General features: G+C 66.0%; 21 protein-coding genes. All 21 read left to right on the top strand.

Translation table 11 applies throughout. The features are described from left to right. Window positions 1-257 (top strand): ATP-binding protein (locus CH341_RS10475; RefSeq protein WP_342635008.1); only part of this gene is annotated, 257 nt, incomplete at its 5' end. 774 nt (window positions 258-1,031) lie between these two features. Then, on the top strand, window positions 1,032-1,547 hold the full coding sequence (gene rplJ / locus CH341_RS10480; protein WP_111418983.1) for a 50S ribosomal protein L10: 516 nt from the start codon (window positions 1,032-1,034) through the stop codon (window positions 1,545-1,547). A 45-nt stretch (window positions 1,548-1,592) separates the two neighbouring features. Then, window positions 1,593-1,967 (top strand): 50S ribosomal protein L7/L12, encoded by a 375-nt coding sequence (gene rplL, locus CH341_RS10485; RefSeq protein ID WP_111418984.1) that lies wholly within the window; start codon window positions 1,593-1,595, stop codon window positions 1,965-1,967. A 219-nt stretch (window positions 1,968-2,186) separates the two neighbouring features. After that, window positions 2,187-6,308 (top strand): DNA-directed RNA polymerase subunit beta, encoded by a 4,122-nt coding sequence (gene rpoB, locus CH341_RS10490; protein WP_111418985.1) that lies wholly within the window; start codon window positions 2,187-2,189, stop codon window positions 6,306-6,308. Between the two features lie 157 nt (window positions 6,309-6,465). Continuing rightward, on the top strand, window positions 6,466-10,671 hold the full coding sequence (gene rpoC, locus CH341_RS10495) for a DNA-directed RNA polymerase subunit beta' (RefSeq protein WP_111418986.1): 4,206 nt from the start codon (window positions 6,466-6,468) through the stop codon (window positions 10,669-10,671). Between the two features lie 221 nt (window positions 10,672-10,892). Continuing rightward, window positions 10,893-12,536 (top strand): alpha-amylase family glycosyl hydrolase, encoded by a 1,644-nt coding sequence (locus CH341_RS10500; protein WP_111418987.1) that lies wholly within the window; start codon window positions 10,893-10,895, stop codon window positions 12,534-12,536. A gap of 451 nt (window positions 12,537-12,987) precedes the next feature. After that, a complete protein-coding gene (gene rpsL, locus CH341_RS10505) occupies window positions 12,988-13,359 on the top strand; it encodes a 30S ribosomal protein S12 (protein ID WP_008385443.1) in 372 nt (123 codons plus the stop codon). 17 nt (window positions 13,360-13,376) lie between these two features. Beyond that, on the top strand, window positions 13,377-13,847 hold the full coding sequence (gene rpsG / locus CH341_RS10510; protein ID WP_111418988.1) for a 30S ribosomal protein S7: 471 nt from the start codon (window positions 13,377-13,379) through the stop codon (window positions 13,845-13,847). Window positions 13,848-13,884: 37 nt separating this feature from the next. Next, window positions 13,885-15,957 (top strand): elongation factor G, encoded by a 2,073-nt coding sequence (gene fusA, locus CH341_RS10515; protein WP_111418989.1) that lies wholly within the window; start codon window positions 13,885-13,887, stop codon window positions 15,955-15,957. Window positions 15,958-16,020: 63 nt separating this feature from the next. Then, window positions 16,021-17,211, top strand: coding sequence for an elongation factor Tu (tuf, locus tag CH341_RS10520; RefSeq protein ID WP_111418990.1), 1,191 nt, complete (start codon window positions 16,021-16,023; stop codon window positions 17,209-17,211). 102 nt (window positions 17,212-17,313) lie between these two features. Then, window positions 17,314-17,622 (top strand): 30S ribosomal protein S10, encoded by a 309-nt coding sequence (rpsJ, locus tag CH341_RS10525; protein ID WP_008385434.1) that lies wholly within the window; start codon window positions 17,314-17,316, stop codon window positions 17,620-17,622. Between the two features lie 37 nt (window positions 17,623-17,659). Continuing rightward, window positions 17,660-18,391 carry a 50S ribosomal protein L3 gene (gene rplC, locus CH341_RS10530; protein ID WP_111418991.1) on the top strand — a complete coding sequence of 244 codons (732 nt, stop codon included), beginning with the start codon at window positions 17,660-17,662 and terminating at the stop codon, window positions 18,389-18,391. A gap of 1 nt (window position 18,392) precedes the next feature. After that, a complete protein-coding gene (gene rplD / locus CH341_RS10535) occupies window positions 18,393-19,013 on the top strand; it encodes a 50S ribosomal protein L4 (RefSeq protein ID WP_111418992.1) in 621 nt (206 codons plus the stop codon). Then, window positions 19,010-19,309 (top strand): 50S ribosomal protein L23, encoded by a 300-nt coding sequence (locus tag CH341_RS10540; protein ID WP_111418993.1) that lies wholly within the window; start codon window positions 19,010-19,012, stop codon window positions 19,307-19,309. The genes rplD and CH341_RS10540 overlap by 4 nt, the downstream gene beginning before the upstream one ends. Before the next feature lie 10 nt (window positions 19,310-19,319). Then, entirely contained in the window at window positions 19,320-20,156 is an 837-nt protein-coding gene (rplB, locus tag CH341_RS10545) for a 50S ribosomal protein L2 (protein WP_111418994.1), read from the top strand. Between the two features lie 11 nt (window positions 20,157-20,167). After that, window positions 20,168-20,446 (top strand): 30S ribosomal protein S19, encoded by a 279-nt coding sequence (rpsS, locus tag CH341_RS10550; RefSeq protein ID WP_111383554.1) that lies wholly within the window; start codon window positions 20,168-20,170, stop codon window positions 20,444-20,446. A gap of 16 nt (window positions 20,447-20,462) precedes the next feature. Further along, complete coding sequence (gene rplV, locus CH341_RS10555) at window positions 20,463-20,846, top strand: 50S ribosomal protein L22 (protein ID WP_111418995.1); 384 nt, start codon at window positions 20,463-20,465, stop codon at window positions 20,844-20,846. A gap of 11 nt (window positions 20,847-20,857) precedes the next feature. Continuing rightward, a complete protein-coding gene (gene rpsC, locus CH341_RS10560; RefSeq protein WP_111418996.1) occupies window positions 20,858-21,562 on the top strand; it encodes a 30S ribosomal protein S3 in 705 nt (234 codons plus the stop codon). Window positions 21,563-21,598: 36 nt separating this feature from the next. Further along, window positions 21,599-22,012 (top strand): 50S ribosomal protein L16, encoded by a 414-nt coding sequence (gene rplP / locus CH341_RS10565; RefSeq protein ID WP_111418997.1) that lies wholly within the window; start codon window positions 21,599-21,601, stop codon window positions 22,010-22,012. A 13-nt stretch (window positions 22,013-22,025) separates the two neighbouring features. Then, on the top strand, window positions 22,026-22,232 hold the full coding sequence (rpmC, locus tag CH341_RS10570; RefSeq protein ID WP_111418998.1) for a 50S ribosomal protein L29: 207 nt from the start codon (window positions 22,026-22,028) through the stop codon (window positions 22,230-22,232). 10 nt (window positions 22,233-22,242) lie between these two features. Further along, window positions 22,243-22,488, top strand: coding sequence for a 30S ribosomal protein S17 (rpsQ, locus tag CH341_RS10575; protein WP_111418999.1), 246 nt, complete (start codon window positions 22,243-22,245; stop codon window positions 22,486-22,488). Window positions 22,489-22,510: the final 22 nt, after the last annotated feature.

Raw genomic sequence — 22,510 nt, forward strand, 5'->3', positions numbered from 1 at the left:
CCGGCATCCCGGAGTCTGAAAAGCCGGCCATGCTGCGCCCCTTCGCCCGCGGGGAACGGGCGCGCAGCATGGACGGGACGATCGGGTTCGGGCTCGGCCTGTCGATCGCGCAGGTGGTCGTGGCGGCCCATGGCGGAACGCTGGCTCTGCTGGACGGGGTGCCGCACGGGCTCCTGGTCCGGATCGAGCTTCCCGGCAGAGCGGCGGTGGCGCATCGCGGCGCGCCTGGATCTCCCGAGCCGGCGCTGCATGCGTGAGCTTGTGGCGAAACACAACCGGAACAATTCGACCGGTTTCGGAAACACACCCAAAAGCGGCGCCATGGTAGGTCAGCAGGAGGCGCCCCTGTGCTCCTCCCGCGTTCCACGCGCGGGTGTGTCGAACCCGGCCTCCGCGGCCTGCTCCCGCGGAGGCCGCTCGGCGCCCGGCCAATCGGCCAGGCGATGCGGTTCGGTCGCGGTGGGGCGCCGCAGCTCCAATATAGAGTGTCACCTCCATCCCCGGCCGGCTCGAGCGCACCAGCCCTGCTGTCGCGAATGTGCAATCGTTATGCACAGGGGGTTGGCAAACCGCTCACGACTCGTTAAATAGCCCCCACGGGCGTGCCGGCCCTTTGTCGGCGCGCCCTTGCGTGTTCTCGGAAAATCTGGCGGTTCAGGACTCTGTTCCTTTTAGGCATCCGGCGGGATCGATCTGAAGGGACCAGGGGATGGATCTGCCAACTCTCCGGCACACGCGGTCGTTCCGGTGGAACGGCCGGTCCTGTCCGAGACTGCGGGTGCGTCTGCTCGAGCGAGTTCGCGACGGCAGAGGCTTAATCCTTCGCTCCGAGGGCCTGCACAGATGGGGAAGATCGATTCGGGGGAGACCCCGTACGGTTCCGACTCGGGTTTGTCCCGGCGGCGCGTCCGCGCGCTAAAGGGGGACAGGGCATAAGCGTCGCCCCGGTTCAGCGTCGAGAGACGCGGGAGTGGGGCGATCAGACGCAACCGGCGGTCCCGCGAGGGGCCGCCAACCAGAGAGAGCAAGACGTGGATCGAGCGGCAAAGAAAGAGCTCGTCACGACGCTGAACGAGGTCTTCAAGGCCTCCAACGTCGTGGTCGTGGCTCACTATGCCGGCCTGACCGTCGCCCAGATGCAGAACCTGCGCAAGCAGGCCAAGCAGGCTGGCGCGTCCGTCAAGGTCGCCAAGAACCGTCTCGCCAAGATCGCTCTTGACGGCACCGACGCTGCGGTCGTCGCGCCCCTTCTGAAGGGGCCGACCGTGCTCACCTACTCGGGTGATCCGATCGCGGCGCCGAAGGTCGCCTCCGACTTCGCCAAGGCCAACGACAAGTTCGTGATCCTCGGCGCGGCGATGGGGAAGACCGCCCTGAACCCGGACGGTGTGAAGGCGCTCGCCTCGCTGCCGTCTCTCGACGAGCTGCGCGCCAAGATTGTCGGCCTCATCCAGGCCCCGGCAACCAAGGTCGCCCAGCTGGTCAATGCCCCCGCGGGCAAGCTCGCACGGGTGGTTCAGGCTTATGCCAGCAAGGGCGAGGCGTGAGGCTCGCAAACCCGTATTCGTCGAAATCGAAAAGGACTGACTGCAATGGCTGATCTGCAGAAGATCGTTGACGACCTGTCGAGCCTCACCGTCCTCGAGGCGGCCGAGCTCGCGAAGCTCCTCGAAGAGAAGTGGGGCGTGTCCGCCGCCGCCGCCGTCGCCGTCGCGGCCGGCCCGGCCGCTGCCGCCGCGGCCCCGGCCGAGGAGAAGACCGAGTTCAACGTGATCCTGGCCGCCGCCGGCGACAAGAAGATCGAGGTCATCAAGGAGGTGCGCGCCATCACCGGGCTCGGCCTCAAGGAGGCCAAGGATCTGGTCGAGGGCGCCCCGAAGGCCGTCAAGGAAGGCGTCAACAAGGACGAGGCCGAGAAGATCAAGGCGACCCTCGAGAAGGTGGGCGCCAAGGTCGAACTCAAGTAAAAGTGAGCTTTGTCAATCGATTCCGTTCCTATATTGCGGAATCGATGCCGTCCTCCCGGGCGGTGACGATGATTGCGCGATCCGGGCAAGCCCGGATCGCATGACCTGGACGGCGGGCGCCCGAGCCGCCCACCGATATGCCGCTTCCGGCAGCGCTCGCGAGAGCCCCCGGAAGCCCCCCGCGGTCATTTCGGCCGTCGGAGGAAGCGAGAGGCCACGATGGCAGAGACGTTCACCGGTCGTAAGCGGGTCCGCAAGTTCTTCGGTAAGATCCAGGAAGTCGCAGAGATGCCGAACCTCATCGAGGTTCAGAAGGCGTCGTACGACCAGTTTCTGCTGATCCAGGAACCGAAAGGCGGGCGGCCCGACGAGGGGCTGCAGGCCGTCTTCAAGTCGGTGTTCCCGATCTCCGATTTCTCCAACACGGCCCAGCTCGAATTCGTCCGCTACGAGTTCGAGCCGCCGAAATACGACGTCGACGAGTGCCGCCAGCGCGGCATGACCTATGCCGCGCCCCTGAAGGTGACGCTGCGGCTGATCGTGTTCGACGTGGACGAGGAGACGGGAGCCAAGTCGGTCAAGGACATCAAGGAGCAGGATGTCTACATGGGCGACATCCCGCTCATGACCAACAACGGCACGTTCATCGTCAACGGCACCGAGCGCGTCATCGTCTCGCAGATGCACCGGTCGCCGGGCGTGTTCTTCGATCACGACAAGGGCAAGACCCACTCCTCGGGCAAGCTCCTGTTCGCGGCCCGCATCATCCCGTATCGCGGCTCCTGGCTCGACATCGAGTTCGACGCCAAGGACATCGTCTATGCGCGTATCGACCGGCGCCGGAAGATTCCGGTGACGTCGCTGCTCTTCGCGCTCGGGATGGACGGCGAGGAGATCCTCAACACCTTCTACAGCCAGATTCTCTACAAGCGCACCAAGGACGGCTGGCGCGTTCCGTTCGATTCCAACCGGCTCAAGGGCTACAAGGCGATCAACGACCTGGTCGACGCCGACACCGGCAAGGTGGTGGTCGAGGCCGGCAAGAAGATCACGGTCCGTCAGGCGCGCCTGCTCCAGGAGAAGGGGCTGAAGGCGCTGCGGATGACCGACGAGGAGCTGATCGGCCACTACATCGCCGAGGACCTCGTCAACGCCAGCACGGGCGAGATCTACGTCGAGGCGGGCGAGGAGGTCACCGAGAAGACCCTGAAGCTCCTGGCCGAGGTCGGCTACAAGGAGATCCCGGTCCTCGACATCGACCACGTCAATATCGGCGCCTACATCCGCAACACGCTCACGGTCGACAAGAACATGCGGCGCGAGGACGCCCTGTTCGACATCTACCGGGTGATGCGTCCGGGCGAGCCGCCGACCATCGACACCGCCCAGGCGATGTTCAACTCGTTGTTCTTCGACAGCGAGCGCTACGACCTGTCCGCCGTCGGCCGCGTGAAGATGAACATGCGCCTCGACCTCCAGTGCCCCGACACCATCCGGGTGCTGCGCAAGGACGACATCCTCGGCGTGATCAAGACGCTGGTGGATCTGCGCGACGGCAAGGGCCAGATCGACGACATCGACCATCTCGGCAATCGCCGGGTGCGCTCGGTCGGCGAGCTGATGGAGAACCAGTACCGCATCGGCCTGCTGCGCATGGAGCGCGCCATCAAGGAGCGGATGTCGTCGGTCGACATCGGCACCGTGATGCCGCAGGACCTGATCAACGCCAAGCCGGCGGCCGCGGCGGTGCGCGAGTTCTTCGGCTCGTCGCAGCTCTCGCAGTTCATGGACCAGACCAACCCGCTCTCGGAGATCACCCACAAGCGCCGCCTGTCGGCGCTCGGCCCGGGCGGTCTGACGCGCGAGCGCGCCGGCTTCGAGGTGCGCGACGTGCACCCGACGCATTACGGCCGCATCTGCCCGATCGAGACGCCGGAAGGTCCGAACATCGGCCTGATCAACTCGCTCGCGACCTATGCGCGGGTGAACAAGTACGGCTTCGTCGAGACGCCGTACCGGCGCGTCAAGGAGGGGCGGGTCACCGACGAGGTGATCTATCTCTCGGCCATGGAGGAGGGGCGCTACTACGTCGCCCAGGCCAACCAGTCGGTCGACGCCAAGGGCCACTTCACCGAGGATCTGATCGTCTGCCGGCACGCCGGCGACGTGCTGATGATGCCGCCGGACCGCGTCGACTACATGGACGTGTCGCCCAAGCAGCTCGTCTCGGTCGCCGCGGCGCTCATCCCGTTCCTGGAGAACGACGACGCCAACCGCGCCCTCATGGGCTCGAACATGCAGCGTCAGGCCGTGCCGCTGGTGCGCGCCGAGGCGCCGTTCGTCGGCACCGGCATGGAAGGCGTGGTGGCGCGTGACTCGGGCGCCGCCATCGCGGCCCGCCGCACGGGTGTCATCGACCAGGTCGACGCGACCCGTATCGTCGTGCGCGCCACCGAGGATCTCGATCCGACCAAGTCGGGCGTCGACATCTATCGGCTGCAGAAGTTCCAGCGCTCGAACCAGAACACCTGCATCAACCAGCGTCCGCTGGTGAAGGTGGGCGACTCGGTGGCGAAGGGCGACATCATCGCCGACGGTCCCTCGACCGAGCTCGGCGAGCTGGCGCTCGGCCGTAACGTGCTCGTCGCGTTCATGCCGTGGAACGGCTACAACTTCGAGGACTCGATCCTTCTCTCCGAGCGCATCGTGAAGGACGACGTCTTCACCTCGATCCACATCGAGGAATTCGAGGTGATGGCCCGCGACACCAAGCTGGGGCCGGAGGAGATCACCCGCGACATCCCGAACGTCTCGGAAGAGGCTCTCAAGAACCTCGACGAGGCCGGCATCGTCTATATCGGCGCCGAGGTGCATGCGGGCGACATTCTGGTCGGCAAGATCACGCCGAAGGGCGAAAGCCCGATGACGCCGGAGGAGAAGCTCCTGCGCGCCATCTTCGGCGAGAAGGCCTCGGACGTGCGAGACACGTCGCTGCGCGTGCCCCCGGGCGTGCAGGGCACGGTCGTCGAGGTGCGCGTGTTCAACCGGCACGGCGTCGAGAAGGACGAGCGCGCGCTCGCCATCGAGCGAGAGGAAATCGAGCGCCTCGCCAAGGACCGCGACGACGAGCAGGCGATCCTGGACCGCAACGTCTACGGCCGCCTGGCCGAGATGCTCGACGGCAAGACCGCGATCGCCGGTCCGAAGGGCTTCAAGAAGGACTCCAAGATCGCCCGTTCGGCGCTCGACGAGTATCCGCGCTCGCAGTGGTGGCTGTTCGCCACGGCGAACGACAAGCTGATGTCCGAGATCGAGGCGATCCGGAAGCAGTACGAGGAGAGCAAGAAGGGCCTGGAGCAGCGCTTCCTCGACAAGGTCGAGAAGCTGCAGCGCGGTGACGAGCTGCCGCCCGGCGTGATGAAGATGGTCAAGGTCTTCGTCGCGGTGAAGCGCAAGATCCAGCCCGGCGACAAGATGGCCGGACGCCACGGCAACAAGGGTGTGGTGTCGAAGATCGTCCCGTCCGAGGACATGCCGTTCCTGGCCGACGGCCAGCCGGTCGACATCGTCCTCAATCCGCTCGGCGTGCCGAGCCGGATGAATGTCGGGCAGATCCTCGAGACGCATCTCGGCTGGGCGTGCGCGGGCCTCGGCAAGCGCATCGGCCAGGCGGTCGACGCCTACTACGCCCGCAGCGACCTGAAGCCGCTGAAGGAGACCCTGAACAAGGTCTATGGCGACGATCAGACCATCCAGTCGCTGGGTGAGGGCGAGCTCGTCGAGCTCGGCTCCAACCTGCGCAAGGGCGTTCCGATCGCCACCCCGGTGTTCGACGGCGCCAAGGAGCTGGACATCGAGAACATGCTGGATCTCGCCGGGCTCGATCATTCGGGCCAGGTGGACCTCTTCGACGGCCGCACCGGCGATCAGTTCGATCGCAAGGTGACGGTGGGCTACATCTACATGCTGAAGCTCCACCACCTGGTCGACGACAAGATCCACGCGCGCTCGATCGGACCGTACTCGCTCGTCACCCAGCAGCCGCTGGGCGGCAAGGCGCAGTTCGGCGGCCAGCGCTTCGGCGAAATGGAGGTGTGGGCCCTCGAGGCCTACGGCGCCGCCTACACGCTGCAGGAGATGCTCACCGTGAAGTCGGACGACGTCGCCGGCCGTACCAAGGCCTACGAGTCGATCGTGCGCGGCGACGACACCTTCGAGGCGGGCATCCCGGAGTCCTTCAACGTGCTGGTGAAGGAGATGCGCTCGCTCGGCCTGAACGTCGACCTGCACAACTCCAAGAACACCCGCGGGCCGAACGACACGGCGGAGGCTGCGGAGTAACGCGCGTGAGGGGTCGGGTGCGTCCCGACCCTGCCTGCTCCGCGGCGGACGCGCCGCGGACGGGAGACGTCCCTGTGCGACGGATCACGGGCGGTTTTCAGGAACGACGCGGCTGCGGAACGGTCGGCGGTCGAACCCACCAAGTGTGGAGACAGCAATGAATCAAGAGGTCATGAATCTTTTTGGGCCGCAGGTGCCGGCCCAGGTGTTCGACCAGATCCGTATCTCGATCGCGAGCCCCGAGAAGATTCTGTCGTGGTCCTACGGCGAGATCAAGAAGCCGGAGACCATCAACTACCGGACCTTCAAGCCGGAGCGCGACGGCCTGTTCTGCGCCCGCATCTTCGGTCCGATCAAGGATTACGAGTGCTTGTGCGGCAAGTACAAGCGCATGAAGTACAAGGGCATCATCTGCGAGAAGTGCGGCGTCGAGGTGACGCTGTCGAGGGTGCGGCGCGAGCGGATGGGCCACATCGAGCTCGCCGCTCCGGTGGCGCACATCTGGTTCCTGAAGTCGCTGCCGAGCCGCATCGGCATGCTGCTCGACATGACGCTGAAGGATCTCGAGCGCATCCTGTACTTCGAGTACTACGTCGTGCTCGAGCCCGGCCTCACTCCGCTGCAGTACCGGCAGCTCCTCTCGGAAGAGGAGTATCTGCGGGCCCAGGACGAGTACGGTGCGGACAGCTTCACGGCGATGATCGGTGCCGAGGCGATCCGCGAGCTGCTCAAGTCCATGGACCTGGAGAAGCTCGCCGTCGACCTGCGCAAGGAGATCGCCGAGTCGACCTCGGACCTGAAGCCCAAGAAGCTCGCCAAGCGGCTCAAGCTGATCGAGGCCTTCACCCAGTCCGGCAACAAGCCGGAGTGGATGATCCTGACCGTCGTGCCGGTGATCCCGCCCGACCTGCGGCCGCTGGTGCCGCTCGACGGCGGCCGCTTCGCGACCTCGGATCTGAACGACCTCTATCGTCGCGTCATCAACCGCAACAACCGCCTCAAGCGGCTGATCGAGCTGCGCGCGCCCGACATCATCATCCGCAACGAGAAGCGGATGCTGCAGGAGGCCGTGGACGCGCTGTTCGACAACGGCCGGCGCGGCCGCGTCATCACGGGCGCCAACAAGCGCCCGCTGAAGTCGCTCGCCGACATGCTGAAGGGCAAGCAGGGCCGGTTCCGCCAGAACCTGCTGGGCAAGCGCGTCGACTATTCGGGCCGCTCCGTCATCGTGGTGGGTCCCGAGCTCAAGCTGCACCAGTGCGGCCTGCCCAAGAAGATGGCGCTGGAGCTGTTCAAGCCGTTCATCTATTCGCGGCTCGACGCCAAGGGCTTGTCGACCACGGTCAAGCAGGCCAAGAAGCTCGTCGAGAAGGAGAAGCCCGAGGTCTGGGACATCCTGGACGAGGTCATCCGCGAGCATCCGGTGCTGCTCAACCGCGCCCCGACGCTGCATCGCCTGGGCATCCAAGCGTTCGAGCCGGTGCTGATCGAGGGCAAGGCGATCCAGCTGCATCCGCTGGTCTGCGCGGCCTTCAACGCCGACTTCGACGGCGACCAGATGGCCGTGCACGTCCCGCTGTCGCTCGAGTCGCAGCTCGAGGCGCGCGTGCTGATGATGTCGACCAACAACATCCTGCACCCCGCCAACGGCTCGCCCATCATCGTGCCCAGCCAGGACATCGTGCTCGGGCTCTACTACCTCTCGCTGGTGCGCGAGAACGAGCCGGGGCAGGGCAAGGTGTTCGGCAATCTCGCCGAGATCGAGCACGCCATCGGCGAGCGGGTGATCACGCTCCACTCGAAGATCAAGTACCGCTGGCACGGGCTCGACGAGAACGGCGATCCGGTGGTGCGTCTCTACGACACCTCGGCGGGCCGCGTGATTCTCGGCCAGGTGCTGCCGCGGCACAAGAAGATCCCGTTCGACGTCGTCAACAAGCTGATGACGAAGCGCGAGATCTCCAACATGATCGACACGGTCTATCGCCACTGCGGGCAGAAGGAGACGGTGATCTTCTGCGACCGCATCATGGCGCTGGGCTTCCACCACGCGTTCAAGGCCGGCATCTCGTTCGGCAAGGACGACATGGTCGTGCCGAGCTCGAAGTGGCGGATCGTCGATCAGACCCGCACCCTCGCCAAGGAGTTCGAGCAGCAGTTCCTCGAAGGCCTGATCACCCAGGGCGAGAAGTACAACAAGGTCGTCGACGCCTGGTCGAAGTGCACCGAGCAGATCGCCGACGAGATGATGCGCGAGATCTCGGCCGTCCGTAAGGTCGCGGACGGTTCGGGCCGCGAGGTGCCGATCAACTCGATCTACATGATGGCCCACTCGGGAGCGCGTGGTTCGCCGGCCCAGATGCGCCAGCTCGCCGGCATGCGCGGCCTGATGGCCAAGCCGTCGGGCGAGATCATCGAGAGCCCGATCATCTCGAACTTCAAGGAAGGCCTCTCCGTCCTCGAGTACTTCAACTCGACGCACGGCGCCCGCAAGGGACTGGCCGACACGGCGCTCAAGACCGCCAACTCGGGTTACCTGACGCGGCGTCTGGTCGACGTGGCGCAGGACTGCATCATCACGACCGACGACTGCGGAACGACGGGTGGCATCAAGGTTCGGGCCATCATCGACTCCGGGACGGTGGTCGCCTCGCTGGCGTCGCGCATTCTCGGCCGCACCGTGGCCGAGGACGTGCGGGATCCGTCGGGCAGCACCGTGATCGTGCCGCGCAACACGCTCCTCGACGAGCGTGACGTGGACCGGATCGTGACGGCGGGCGTGCAGGAGCTGAAGATCCGCTCCGTGCTGACCTGCGAGACCACCTCGGGCGTGTGCGGAGCCTGCTACGGGCGCGATCTCGCCCGCGGCACTCCGGTCAACATGGGCGAGGCGGTCGGCGTCATCGCGGCGCAGTCGATCGGCGAGCCGGGCACGCAGCTCACCATGCGCACGTTCCACATCGGCGGAGCGGCGCAGATCTCGGAGCAGTCCTTCATCGAGTCGAACTTCGAAGGCACGATCCGGATCAAGAACCGCAGCCTGCAGCGGAACTCGGACGGCGAGCTGATCGCCATGGCCCGCAACATGGCCGTGATCGTGGTGGACCAGGACGGCACCGAGCGCGCCGTCCACCGCGTCCAGTACGGCTCCCGCCTGAAGGTGGACGAGGGCGACAAGGTGAAGCGCGGCCAGCGCATGGCCGAGTGGGATCCGTACACCCGGCCGATCCTGACCGAGGCGGAAGGCACCATCGCGTTCGAGGACCTGGTCGAAGGCCAGTCGATGTCCGAGACGCTCGACGAGTCGACCGGCATCGCCAAGCGCGTCGTCATCGACTGGCGGGCGCAGGGCAGTGCGGGCCGCGGCGCCGATCTGCGTCCGTCCATCGTCATCAAGGGCGACGACGGCAAGATCCTCAAGCTGGCCCGCGGCGGCGACGCCCGCTACCAGCTCGCGGTCGACTGCATCCTCTCGGTCGATCCCGGCAACAAGGTGAAGGCGGGCGACGCCATCGCCCGCATGCCGACCGAGAGCGCCAAGACGCGCGACATCACCGGCGGTCTGCCGCGGGTGGCGGAGCTGTTCGAGGCGCGGCGGCCGAAGGAGGCGGCGGTCATCGCCGAGATCTCCGGCACGGTGCGGTTCGGGCGCGACTACAAGAACAAGCGCCGGCTCACCATCGAGCCGAACGAGAAGGACGTGGAGCCGCGCGAGTACCTGATCCCGAAGGGCAAGCACGTCCATCTGCAGGACGGCGACCTCATCGAGAAGGGCGACTACATCGTCGAGGGCAATCCCGCCCCGCACGACATCCTCGCGGTCAAGGGCGTCGAGGAGCTGGCGGCCTATCTGGTCAACGAGATCCAGGAGGTCTATCGGCTCCAGGGCGTGCAGATCAACGACAAGCACATCGAGGTGATCGTTCGCCAGATGCTGCAGAAGGTCGAGGTGGACGATTCGGGCGAGACCGACCTGATCCAGGGCGAGCAGATCGACTGGGTCGAGTTCGACGAGGTCAACGCTCGGGCGGCCGAGGAGGGCAAGAAGGAGGCGAAGGCGCATCCTGTGCTGCTCGGCATCACCAAGGCCTCGCTGCAGACGCGCTCGTTCATCTCGGCGGCGTCGTTCCAGGAGACCACCCGCGTGCTCACCGAGGCGGCCGTGGCCGGCAAGGCGGACACGCTCGACGGCCTCAAGGAGAACGTCATCGTCGGTCGCTTGATCCCGGCCGGGACGGGCGCCCAGATGAACGTCCTTCGCGAGATCGCCGGCAAGCGCGACTCCCTCATCCTCGAGGAGCGCGAGAAGGAACAGGCTGCGAAGCCGTCGGAGCAGCCGGCGGCGCTTCCCGCCGCCGAGTGATCCTCTCGCGCCATCGCGATCGAAAACCAGGAGGCCGCCCGGCGACGGGCGGCCTCTTTTCGTCGTGGGCCGCGCCAGAGCTGTCGTCGAAGCGCCGGCGCGGGGGGCAGGGCGCGTCCTGCATCCAGGGCAGGCCCGACCTGCCGCGAAAATCAGCAGCGAACCCACGGGCCCCGGACGCGTTCGTCTAGCGGTATGCCAATGGACGAAAGGTGGCTGCGATGGAGGCTCTGGCCGAGCAGACGAAGCCGAATGTCGACGCCGGGTGGGGGGCGCCGTGGTGGCAGACCGCGGTTCTCTATCAGATCTATCCGCGCTCGTTTCAGGACTCGAACGGCGACGGGATCGGCGACCTGCGCGGCATTCTCCAGCGCCTGCCGCATCTCGTCTCGCTCGGCGTGGACGCGCTGTGGTTGTCGCCGATCTATCCGTCGCCGATGGCGGACTTCGGCTACGACATCTCCGACTACACCGGGGTCGATCCGATCTTCGGGACCATGGAGGACTTCGATGCGCTGCTCGAGGCGGCGCACAGCCACGGCATCAAGGTGCTGCTCGATCTGGTGCCGAACCACACCTCCGACCGGCATCCCTGGTTCGAGGAGAGCCGCACGTCGCGCACAAATCCGAAACGCGACTGGTACATCTGGCACGATCCGGCCCCGGACGGGGGGCCGCCCACCAACTGGCTGTCGGAGTTCGGCGGCTCCGCCTGGGAGTTCGATCCGGCCACCGGGCAGTACTACTACCACGCCTTCCTGAACGCCCAGCCCGATCTCAACTGGCGCAACCCGGCGGTCCGGGCCGCGGTCTACGACGTGATGCGCTTCTGGCTCCGCCGCGGCGTCGACGGCTTCCGGGTCGACGTCATCTGGCACCTGATCAAGGACGACCAGTTCCGCGACAACCCGGGGAATCCGGAGTGGCATCCGGGCCGCCCACCGGTCGAATCGGTGGTGCCGATCTTCACGGCGGACCGGCCGGAGGTGCACCACGTCATCGCCGAGATGCGTCGGGTCATCGAGGAATTCGACGAGCGGGTGCTGATCGGCGAGATCTACCTGCCGATCGAGCGGCTGGTCACCTATTACGGGGCGGACCTCTCGGGTGCGCATCTGCCGTTCAACTTCGCGCTACTGAACGCGCCCTGGAACGCGCGCCGAATCGCCCAGCTCGTCGACGAGTACGAGAACGCGCTGCCGAGCGGCGGCTGGCCGAACTGGGTTCTGGGGAATCACGACCGTCCCCGCGTGGCGAGTCGAGTCGGCCGCGACCAGGTCCGAATTGCCGCGATGCTTCTCCTCACCCTGCGCGGCACGCCGACCCTCTATTACGGCGAGGAGATCGGGATGGCGGACGTCGCCATTCCGCCCGACCGGGTGCGCGATCCGTTCGAGAAGAACGTGCCGGGAATCGGCGTCGGGCGGGACGGCTGCCGCACGCCGATGCAGTGGGAGGAGGGGCCCACGGCCGGGTTCTCGTCGGCCGAGCCCTGGCTGCCGCTGGCGGCGGACAGCACCGTGGAAAACGTCGCGAATCAAACCGGAGATCCGGGCTCTTTGCTCAATCTGTACAGGCGCTTGATCGCCGTGCGACGAACCCGGCCGGCGCTGAGTCGCGGCAGCTACGAGCCGGTCGCCGCGAGCGGCGACCTCATCGTCTACGTGCGCAGCCTGGACAATGATCGCGTCATGGTGGTGCTGAATCTCGGTCCGGAACCCGTCACGCTGACGGTCCGGGGCGCCGTGTCCAACGGCCCGATCCTGGTCTCGTCGTTCGGCGACCGGGACGGCGAGGAGGTCACGGACGAGGTCTATCTGCGCGGCCACGAGGGGGCCGTGATCGGACTCGATCCGAAATCCTGAGGGCGCCGGAGAGCCATGAATTTTCTGTTGCGACGGCCGGGGCCGTTATCGCTTGACTTCAATCCGCCCGGCCGTTAAAACCCGCCCACTTTTCGGCAGGCGGTGAGCGTCGCTTGTTCGGAACGGCTCGTCCTGCGCTAACGATGATTCGGCGCCTCTGTGCTTCGGATTTTCGGCAGGGCACTCCAGCCTCGACGAAAGACGCTCAAACGCTGCCTCTGACACACGACTGTCAGGCATGATGTACACGAACGCGGGGTGGCGACACCGCGCGTTCCTCTGTCGATGGGGCGCCATCCTCTCGAGGGATGGCGCGCGGTGCGTTTTCGCGCGTCAGCGTGGAGGCGCGCTACGTTTCGGCGCGGGCGGCGTGCCGCGAGAGCGCGGGGAAACCCGCAGGGCGGGGTAACCCGCGACTCGGGGAAACCCGCAGGGAGACTGAAGGCGAGCGATGCCGACGATCAATCAGCTGATCAGAAATCCGCGGGTCCCGCAGAGGGCGCGCAAGAAGGTCCCGGCCCTGCAGCAGAGCCCGCAGAAGCGTGGCGTTTGCACGCGCGTCTATACGACGACGCCGAAGAAGCCGAACTCGGCGCTCCGTAAGGTCGCCAAGGTCCGTCTGACCAACGGCTTCGAGGTGATCGGCTACATTCCGGGCGAGGGTCACAACCTCCAGGAGCACTCGGTGGTCATGATCCGCGGCGGTCGCGTGAAGGACCTTCCCGGCGTGCGCTATCACATCCTGCGTGGCGTGCTCGACACCCAGGGCGTCAAGAACCGCAAACAGCGCCGGTCGAAGTACGGCGCCAAGCGTCCGAAGTAAGAGACGGAGAGAGCGACATGTCCCGCCGTCACCGCGCCGACAAACGCGAAATCCTCCCGGATCCCAAGTTCGGGAACGTCGTCGTCACGAAGTTCATGAACTCGATCATGTATGCCGGCAAGAAGTCGGCAGCCGAGGCGATCGTCTACGACGCCTTCGACATCATCGAGGGAAAGACCAAGACCAACCCGCTGTCGGTCTTCCAGCAGGCGCTCGACAACGTGATGCCGGCCATCGAGGTCCGCTCGCGTCGTGTCGGCGGTGCCACCTATCAGGTTCCGGTCGAGGTCCGCACGGATCGCCGCCAGGCCCTGGGCATCCGCTGGCTCATCTCGGCCGCCCGCGACCGCAACGAGAAGACCATGACCGAGCGGCTCTCTGCCGAGCTGCTCGACGCCTCGAACAACCGCGGCAATGCCGTGAAGAAGCGCGAAGACACGCACCGCATGGCGGAAGCGAACCGCGCCTTCTCGCATTACCGTTGGTGACGCGGCGGACCCAGAGAAAGACTGAAGGATACCCCCTATGGCTCGCGCGCATCCGATCGAGGATTACCGCAACTTCGGCATCATGGCCCACATCGATGCCGGGAAGACCACGACCACGGAGCGGATCCTCTACTACACCGGCAAGAGCCACAAGATCGGTGAGGTCCACGAGGGCGCTGCCACCATGGACTGGATGGAGCAGGAGCAGGAGCGCGGCATCACGATCACGTCCGCCGCGACGACTGCGTTCTGGCACGGCAAGCGCCTGAACATCATCGACACGCCCGGGCACGTCGACTTCACCATCGAGGTGGAGCGTTCGCTGCGCGTGCTCGACGGTGCGGTATGCGTGCTCGACTCCAACCAGGGCGTCGAGCCGCAGACCGAGACGGTCTGGCGCCAGGGCGACAAGTACAAGGTTCCGCGGATCGTCTTCTGCAACAAGATGGACAAGGTCGGGGCCGACTTCTTCAAGTGCCTCGACGACATCAAGGTCCGTCTCGGCGCCCGCCCGGTGGCGATCCAGCTCCCGATCGGTGCCGAGCAGCAGTTCAAGGGCCTGATCGACCTGATCCGCATGGTCGGCGTGGTGTGGGACGACGAGAATCTCGGCGCCGACTACAAGGACATCGAGATTCCGGCCGACATGCTCGATCAGGCCAAGGAATATCGCGAGCAGATGATCGAGGCCGCCGTCGAGCTCGACGACGACGTGATGGCCGCCTATCTGGACGGCCAGGAGCCGGACGACGCGACCCTGCGCCGGCTGATCCGCAAGGCGGTGGTGCTCGGCACGTTCTATCCGGTGCTGTGCGGCTCCGCGTTCAAGAACAAGGGCGTGCAGCCGCTGCTCGACGCCGTCGTCGACTTCCTGCCGTCGCCCGTCGACGTGCCCGCCATCAAGGGCATCGACCCGAAGGGCAACGAGGTCGTCCGCAATCCGAAGGACACCGAGCCGCTCGCCGCGCTCGCCTTCAAGATCATGGACGACCCCTTCGTCGGCACCATCACGTTCTGCCGCATCTATTCCGGCATCCTGCAGAGCGGCACCGGCGTCATCAACTCCACGCGCGAGCGCAAGGAGCGCATCGGCCGCATGCTGCTGATGCACGCCAACAACCGCGAGGACATCAAGGAAGCCTACGCGGGCGACATCGTCGCGCTGGCCGGCCTCAAGGAGGCCCGCACCGGCGACACGCTGTGCGACCCGAACAACCAGGTCATCCTCGAGAAGATGGAATTCCCCGATCCGGTCATCGAGATCGCGATCGAGCCGAAGTCGAAGGCCGACCAGGAGAAGCTGGGCGTCGCGCTCGCCAAGCTGGCCGCCGAGGACCCGTCCTTCCGCGTGTCGACCGATCAGGAGTCGGGCCAGACCATCCTCAAGGGGATGGGCGAGCTCCACCTGGACATCAAGGTCGACATCCTGAAGCGCACCTACAAGGTGGAAGCCAATATCGGCGCGCCGCAGGTGGCCTATCGCGAGAAGCTGACCAAGTCGGTCACGGTCGACTACGTCCACAAGAAGCAGACGGGCGGCTCCGGCCAGTTCGCCGGCGTCAAGATCCTGGTCGAGCCGACCGAGCCGGGCACCGGCTTCGAGTTCTCGAACGCGATCATCGGCGGCGCGGTGCCGAAGGAGTACATCCCGGGCGTCGAGAAGGGCCTCAACTCGGTCCTCGGCTCCGGCGTGCTCGCCGGCTTCCCGGTCGTCGACCTGAAGGTCCAGCTGATCGACGGCAAGTATCACGACGTCGACTCGTCGGCGCTCGCGTTCGAGATCGCGTCGCGTGCCGCGCTTCGCGAAGCCCTGCAGAAGGGCGGATCGGTGCTGCTCGAGCCGATCATGAAGGTCGAGGTCGTGACGCCCGAGGAATACACGGGCTCGGTCATCGGGGATCTGAATTCCCGCCGTGGCCAGATCCAGGGCCAGGACATGCGCGGCAACGCCAACGTCGTGAACGCGATGGTGCCGCTCGCCAACATGTTCGGCTACGTCAACACCCTGCGGTCGATGTCGCAGGGACGTGCCACCTTCACGATGCAGTTCGATCACTACGAGCAGGTTCCGAACAACGTGGCACAGGAGGTCCAGGCCAAGTACGCCTGACGGCGAACAGCCTGACCGCCACGACCGCAACGCTTAGACGTCTAGAGGCAACGGAGAGTCCCGATGGCCAAAGAGAAGTTCGAACGTAACAAGCCGCACTGCAACATCGGCACGATTGGACACGTCGATCACGGCAAGACCACGCTGACGGCCGCGATCACGAAGGTTCTCGCCGAGACCGGCGGCGCCACGTTCACGGCCTACGACCAGATCGACAAGGCGCCGGAAGAGAAGGCGCGTGGCATCACCATCTCGACCGCCCACGTCGAGTACCAGACCCAGAACCGCCACTACGCGCACGTCGACTGCCCCGGGCACGCCGACTACGTGAAGAACATGATCACGGGCGCCGCGCAGATGGACGGCGCGATCCTGGTCGTGTCGGCCGCCGACGGCCCGATGCCGCAGACCCGCGAGCACATCCTGCTCGCCCGTCAGGTCGGCGTCCCGGCGCTCGTCGTGTTCATGAACAAGGTCGACATGGTCGACGATCCGGAGCTGCTCGAGCTCGTCGAGCTCGAGGTCCGCGAGCTCCTCTCCAAGTACAACTTCCCGGGCGACAAGATCCCGATCATCAAGGGCTCGGCCCTGATGGCCCTCGAGGGCAAGGACGAGAAGCTCGGCAAGAACGCGATCCTCGAGCTGATGGCCGCGGTCGACGACTACATCCCGCAGCCGGATCGTCCGAAGGACCAGCCCTTCCTGATGCCGGTCGAGGACGTGTTCTCGATCTCGGGCCGCGGCACCGTGGTGACCGGCCGTATCGAGCGCGGCGTCGTCAAGGTCGGCGAGGAAGTCGAGATCGTCGGCATCAAGCCGACCGTGAAGACCACCGTCACGGGCGTCGAGATGTTCCGCAAGCTGCTCGACCAGGGCGAGGCGGGCGACAACGTCGGCTGCCTGCTGCGCGGCACCAAGCGCGAGGACGTCGAGCGCGGCCAGGTGCTGTGCAAGCCGGGCTCCGTGAAGCCGCACACCAAGTTCAAGGCCGAGGCCTACATCCTCACCAAGGAAGAGGGTGGCCGCCACACGCCGTTCTTCACCAACTACCGCCCGCAGTTCTACTTCCGCACGACCGACGTGACCGGCGTCGTTCACCTGCCGGAAGGCACCGAGATGGTCATGCCGGGCGACAACATCGCCATGGAAGTGCACCTGATCGTGCCGATCGCCATGGAAGAGAAGCTGCGCTTCGCCATCCGCGAGGGCGGCCGCACGGTCGGCGCCGGCGTCGTCGCCAGCATCATCGAGTAAGCGGCGAACAGCGAAGGGTGAGTAGCGAACGGTCTTCGCTACTCGCTACTCGCCACTCGCTTCTCGCTTCTCAAGACTCGCGCCTATCGAGGCAGAGAGACAATGAACGGCCAGAACATCAGAATTCGCCTCAAGGCGTTCGATCATCGTATTCTCGACGCCTCGACGCGTGAGATCGTGGCGACCGCGAAGCGGACCGGCGCGCAGGTGCGGGGTCCGATTCCGCTGCCGACCAAGATCGAGAAGTTCACCGTCAATCGCTCGCCGCACGTCGACAAGAAGAGCCGCGAGCAGTTCGAAATGCGCACCCACAAGCGGCTGCTCGACATCGTCGATCCGACTCCGCAGACCGTGGACGCCTTGATGAAGCTCGACCTCGCCGCCGGCGTTGACGTCGAGATCAAGCTCTAAGGCGCCACACGGCAGAGCGCAGAAAAGGACGAGAACGATGCGTTCCGGTGTGATCGCACAAAAGGTCGGAATGACCCGCGTCTACACGGACGGTGGAGAGCACGTGCCCGTCACGGTGCTCAGGCTCGCGAACTGTCAGGTCGTGGCCCACCGCACCAAGGACAAGAACGGCTACGTCGCCATGCAACTCGGCGCCGGTGCCCGTAAACCCAAGAACGTGCCGAAGGCCGAGCGTGGCCACTTCGCCGTGGCGAAGGTGGAGCCGAAGCGCGAGGTCGTCGAGTTCCGGGTGAACGACGACGCTCTGATCCCGGTCGGTGCCGAGATCACGGCCGACCATTTCGTGGTCGGTCAGTTCGTCGACGTCACCGGCACCTCGGTCGGCAAGGGTTTTGCCGGCCCGATGAAGCGGTGGAACTTCGGCGGCCTGCGCGCGACGCACGGCGTGTCGATCTCCCACCGTTCGCATGGTTCGACCGGCGGCCGTCAGGATCCGGGTAAGACCTTCAAGAACAAGAAGATGGCCGGCCATCTCGGTGTCGAGCGGGTGACCACCCTGAATCTCAAGGTGGTGCAGACCGACGTTCTCCGTGGCCTCATCCTGGTCGAGGGTGCGGTCCCGGGCGCCAAGGGCGGCTGGATCACGGTGCGTGACGCAGTGAAGAAGTCGCTGCCGAAGGACGCTCCGCGGCCGGGCAAGTTCCGTCTGCCGAACGGCGACGGCGCTGCGGCGACCGAGGCTGCGGCCGCGCCGGGCGAGGGAGCGTAAGATGGAATTCAAGGTCACCACCCTCGACGGTGAGACATCGGGCTCGATCGAGCTCTCGGCCGACATCTTCGGCCTGGAGCCGCGCGCCGATCTCATCCAGCGCTGCATCGTCTGGCAGCTGTCGCGTCGTCAGCGCGGCACTCACGCGGTCAAGAACCGCGCCGAGATCTGGCGGACCGGCAAGAAGATGTACAAGCAGAAGGGCACCGGCAGTGCCCGTCACGGCTCGGCCCGCGTGCCGCAGTTCCGTGGCGGCGGCCGCGCCTTCGGTCCGCAGGTCCGCAGCCACGCGATCGAGCTGCCCAAGAAGGTGAGGGCGCTCGCGCTGCGCCACGCCCTCTCGGCCAAGGCCAAGGACGGCGGCATCGTGGTCCTCGACCGCGCTGCGCTCGACGACGGCAAGACGAAGACGCTGAAGGCGCGCTTCGCCAAGCTCGGCTTCGAGAACGCCCTGATCATCGACGGCGCCGAGCTCGAGTCGAAGTTCACGCTCGCGGCCCGCAACATTCCGAACATCGACGTGCTGCCGGTGCAGGGCATCAATGTCTACGACATCCTGCGGCGCCACAAGCTCGTGCTGACGCGCGCCGCGGTCGATGCGCTGGAGGCGCGCTTCAAATGACCACCAGGGACCCGCGCCACTACGACGTGATCGTCAACCCGATCATCACCGAGAAGGCGACGACGGCGTCGGAGCACAACCAGGTGCTTTTCAACGTCCGCAAGACCGCGACGAAGCCGCAGATCAAGGACGCGGTGGAGAAGCTGTTCGACGTCAAGGTGAAGTCCGTCAACACGCTGATCCGCAAGGGCAAGCTGCGACGGTTCCGGGGCGTCAAGGGAGAGACCTCCGACGTCAAGAAGGCGATCGTGACCCTCGAGGAGGGTCACCGGATCGACGTGACCACGGGGCTCTAGGGGAACGGCGATGGCACTCAAGACTTTCAAGCCGACGACTCCGGGCCAGCGCCAGCTCGTCCTCGTCGACCGGTCGGCCCTCTACAAGGGCAAGCCGGTCAAGGCGCTGACGCAAGGCAAGAGCTCGAGCGGCGGCCGCAACAATCTCGGCCGCACCACGGTGCGGTTCCGCGGCGGCGGCCACAAGCAGGCGCTGCGTCTCGTCGACTTCAAGCGCTCGAAGTTCGACCAGCCGGCTCAGGTGGAGCGGATCGAGTACGATCCGGGCCGCTCGGCCTTCATCGCCCTGATCAAGTATCCGGACGGTGAGCTCGCCTACATCCTGGCGCCGCAGCGCCTCGCTCCCGGCGACACCGTGGTGTCGGGCGAGCGGGTCGACGTGAAGCCCGGCAACGCGATGCCGCTCGCCTCGATCCCGATCGGGACGATCGTGCACAACGTCGAGCTGAAGATCGGCAAGGGCGGGCAGATCGCACGGTCCGCCGGCACCTACGCGCAGATCGTCGGTCGCGACCGCGACTACGTCATCCTGCGGATGAATTCGAACGAGCAGCGCCTGGTGCACGGCCGCTGCATGGCGACGGTCGGGGCCGTTTCGAACCCCGATCACATGAACACCTCGATCGGCAAGGCGGGTCGGTCCCGCTGGCTCGGTCAGCGGCCGCACAACCGCGGCGTCACGATGAACCCGGTCGACCATCCGCACGGCGGCGGCGAAGGCCGCACCTCCGGCGGACGTCATCCGGTGACCCCGTGGGGCTTCCCGACCAAGGGTAAGAAGACCCGTAAGAACAAGAGCACCACGAAGTTCATCGTTTCGAGCCGCCACGCGCGGAAGAAGAAGTAAGGAAGCACGAAATGGCGCGCTCCGTTTGGAAAGGCCCGTTCGTCGACGGCTATCTGCTGAAGAAGGCGGAAACCGCCCGCGCGTCCGGCCGACACGACGTGATCAAGATCTGGTCCCGGCGTTCGACGATTCTGCCGCAGTTCGTCGGGCTCACCTTCGGGGTCCACAACGGCCACAAGCACGTCCCGGTGCTGGTGACCGAGGAAATGGTCGGGCACAAGTTCGGCGAGTTCTCGCCGACCCGCACCTTCCACGGCCACTCCGGCGACAAGAAAGCCAAGCGGGCGTGAGCCGAGGAAACGAGAGATGAGCAAGACAGCACGTCCGCGCAGCCTCGCCGACAACGAGGCCAAGGCGGTCGCCCGGATGCTCCGGGTCTCGCCGCAGAAGCTGAACCTGGTCGCGCAACTCATTCGCGGCAAGAAGGTGCAGACTGCGCTGGCGGACCTCGAGTTCTCGCGCAAGCGTATCGCGCGCGACGTCCGCAAGTGCCTGCAGTCGGCGATCGCGAACGCCGAGAACAACCACGACCTCGACATCGACGATCTCGTCGTGTCGCAGGCGCATGTGGGCAAGGCGCTGGTGATCAAGCGCTTCGTCCCGCGCGGTCGCGGCCGCTCGGGCAAGATTCTGAAGCCGTTCTCGCACCTGACGATCGTCGTCCGTCAGGTCGAAGCCGCAGCATCGTAAGGAGAGGCCCCATGGGTCAGAAGGTCAATCCGATCGGGCTGCGCCTCGGCATCAACCGCACCTGGGATTCTCGCTGGTACGCCGGCAAGAACGAGTACGGCAAGCTGATGCACGAGGACATGGCGATCCGCGAGGAGCTGATGAAGCAGCTCAAGCAGGCCGCGGTGTCGCGCATCGTGATCGAGCGCCCGCACAGGAAGTGCCGCGTCACCATCCACTCGGCCCGGCCGGGCGTGGTGATCGGCAAGAAGGGCGCCGACATCGAGAAGCTCCGCCGCAAGGTGGCCGCTCTCACCAATTCGGACGTCGTCCTCAACATCGTCGAGATCCGCAAGCCGGAGCTCGACGCCCAGCTGGTGGCCGAGTCGATCGCCCAGCAGCTCGAGCGTCGCGTCGCCTTCCGGCGCGCCATGAAGCGGGCCGTGCAGTCGGCGATGCGTCTCGGCGCCGAGGGCATCCGCATCAACTGCTCCGGCCGGCTCGGCGGCGCCGAGATCGCGCGCATGGAGTGGTACCGCGAGGGCCGCGTGCCGCTTCACACGCTGCGCGCCGACGTCGACTACGGCGTCGCGACGGCGTTCACGACCTACGGCACCTGCGGCGTGAAGGTGTGGATCTTCAAGGGCGAGATCCTCGAGCACGATCCGATGGCGCAGGACAAGCGCGCGGCCGAGAGCGATGCGGGCGGCAGCCGTCCGCGCCGTGACGCGGCCTGACGCGCGGTCGCATAAGGACAAGAAAGGCGACGATCCATGCTGCAACCAGCGCGCACGAAGTTCCGCAAGGCGCACAAGGGCCGCATCAAGGGCATTGCGACCAGCGGGACGACTCTGGCCTTCGGCCAGTTCGGCCTCAAGGCGATGGCTCCCGAGCGGATCACGGCCCGCCAGATCGAGGCGGCCCGACGCGCGATGACGCGTCACATGAAGCGTGCCGGGCGGGTGTGGATCCGCATCTTCCCGGACGTGCCGATCTCGAAGAAGCCGCTCGAAGTCCGCATGGGCTCCGGCAAGGGCGCGCCCGAGTACTGGGTGGCGCGCGTGAAGCCGGGCCGCATCCTGTTCGAGGTCGACGGCGTGACCAGCGAGATCGCCCGTGAAGCGCTGACGCTGGCGGCCGCCAAGCTGCCGATCAAGACGCGCTTCATCGAGCGCATCGCCGAGTAAGGACGTGGACCCCATGGCAAAGATCGACGACTTCCGCACCATGACGGTCGACCAGCTCGACGACGAACTCCTGAAGCTGAAGAAGGAGCAGTTCAACCTGCGCTTCCAGAAGGCGACGGGCCAGCTCGAGAACACCTCGCGTGTCCGGCAGGTGCGCCGCGACATCGCCCGTATCAAGACGGTGGCGCAGACGAAGCGCGCAGCCGCCGTGTCGAAGTAGGAGAACGACGATGCCGAAGCGCATGCTGCAGGGTGTCGTGGTGGGCGACAAGCAGGACAAGACCGTCATCGTGCGGGTCGAACGTCGCTTCACCCACCCCGTGATGAAGAAGACCGTGCGTCGGTCCAAGAAGTACCACGCGCACGACGAGGCCAATCTGTACGCCGTGGGCGACACCGTTTGGATCGAGGAGCACCGTCCGATCTCCAAGCTGAAGCGGTGGTCGGTCGTCCAGGGCGAGAAGCGCGCGAAATAGTCCGCGCGCTCAACACGAAAGA

The organism is Rhodoplanes roseus (genome assembly GCF_003258865.1).
GTDB classification, from domain to species: Bacteria; Pseudomonadota; Alphaproteobacteria; order Rhizobiales; family Xanthobacteraceae; genus Rhodoplanes; species Rhodoplanes roseus.

What these genes read in the sequence shown, in the direction of transcription:
- rplL (WP_111418984.1), top strand. Translation starts at nt 1,593, where the DNA reads ATGGCTGATCTGCAGAAGATCGTTGACGACCTGTCGAGCCTCACCGTC.
- rpoB (WP_111418985.1), top strand. Translation starts at nt 2,187, where the DNA reads ATGGCAGAGACGTTCACCGGTCGTAAGCGGGTCCGCAAGTTCTTCGGT.
- rpoC (WP_111418986.1), top strand. Translation starts at nt 6,466, where the DNA reads ATGAATCAAGAGGTCATGAATCTTTTTGGGCCGCAGGTGCCGGCCCAG.
- CH341_RS10500 (WP_111418987.1), top strand. Translation starts at nt 10,893, where the DNA reads ATGGAGGCTCTGGCCGAGCAGACGAAGCCGAATGTCGACGCCGGGTGG.
- rpsL (WP_008385443.1), top strand. Translation starts at nt 12,988, where the DNA reads ATGCCGACGATCAATCAGCTGATCAGAAATCCGCGGGTCCCGCAGAGG.
- rpsG (WP_111418988.1), top strand. Translation starts at nt 13,377, where the DNA reads ATGTCCCGCCGTCACCGCGCCGACAAACGCGAAATCCTCCCGGATCCC.
- fusA (WP_111418989.1), top strand. Translation starts at nt 13,885, where the DNA reads ATGGCTCGCGCGCATCCGATCGAGGATTACCGCAACTTCGGCATCATG.
- tuf (WP_111418990.1), top strand. Translation starts at nt 16,021, where the DNA reads ATGGCCAAAGAGAAGTTCGAACGTAACAAGCCGCACTGCAACATCGGC.
- rpsJ (WP_008385434.1), top strand. Translation starts at nt 17,314, where the DNA reads ATGAACGGCCAGAACATCAGAATTCGCCTCAAGGCGTTCGATCATCGT.
- rplC (WP_111418991.1), top strand. Translation starts at nt 17,660, where the DNA reads ATGCGTTCCGGTGTGATCGCACAAAAGGTCGGAATGACCCGCGTCTAC.
- rplD (WP_111418992.1), top strand. Translation starts at nt 18,393, where the DNA reads ATGGAATTCAAGGTCACCACCCTCGACGGTGAGACATCGGGCTCGATC.
- CH341_RS10540 (WP_111418993.1), top strand. Translation starts at nt 19,010, where the DNA reads ATGACCACCAGGGACCCGCGCCACTACGACGTGATCGTCAACCCGATC.
- rplB (WP_111418994.1), top strand. Translation starts at nt 19,320, where the DNA reads ATGGCACTCAAGACTTTCAAGCCGACGACTCCGGGCCAGCGCCAGCTC.
- rpsS (WP_111383554.1), top strand. Translation starts at nt 20,168, where the DNA reads ATGGCGCGCTCCGTTTGGAAAGGCCCGTTCGTCGACGGCTATCTGCTG.
- rplV (WP_111418995.1), top strand. Translation starts at nt 20,463, where the DNA reads ATGAGCAAGACAGCACGTCCGCGCAGCCTCGCCGACAACGAGGCCAAG.
- rpsC (WP_111418996.1), top strand. Translation starts at nt 20,858, where the DNA reads ATGGGTCAGAAGGTCAATCCGATCGGGCTGCGCCTCGGCATCAACCGC.
- rplP (WP_111418997.1), top strand. Translation starts at nt 21,599, where the DNA reads ATGCTGCAACCAGCGCGCACGAAGTTCCGCAAGGCGCACAAGGGCCGC.
- rpmC (WP_111418998.1), top strand. Translation starts at nt 22,026, where the DNA reads ATGGCAAAGATCGACGACTTCCGCACCATGACGGTCGACCAGCTCGAC.
- rpsQ (WP_111418999.1), top strand. Translation starts at nt 22,243, where the DNA reads ATGCCGAAGCGCATGCTGCAGGGTGTCGTGGTGGGCGACAAGCAGGAC.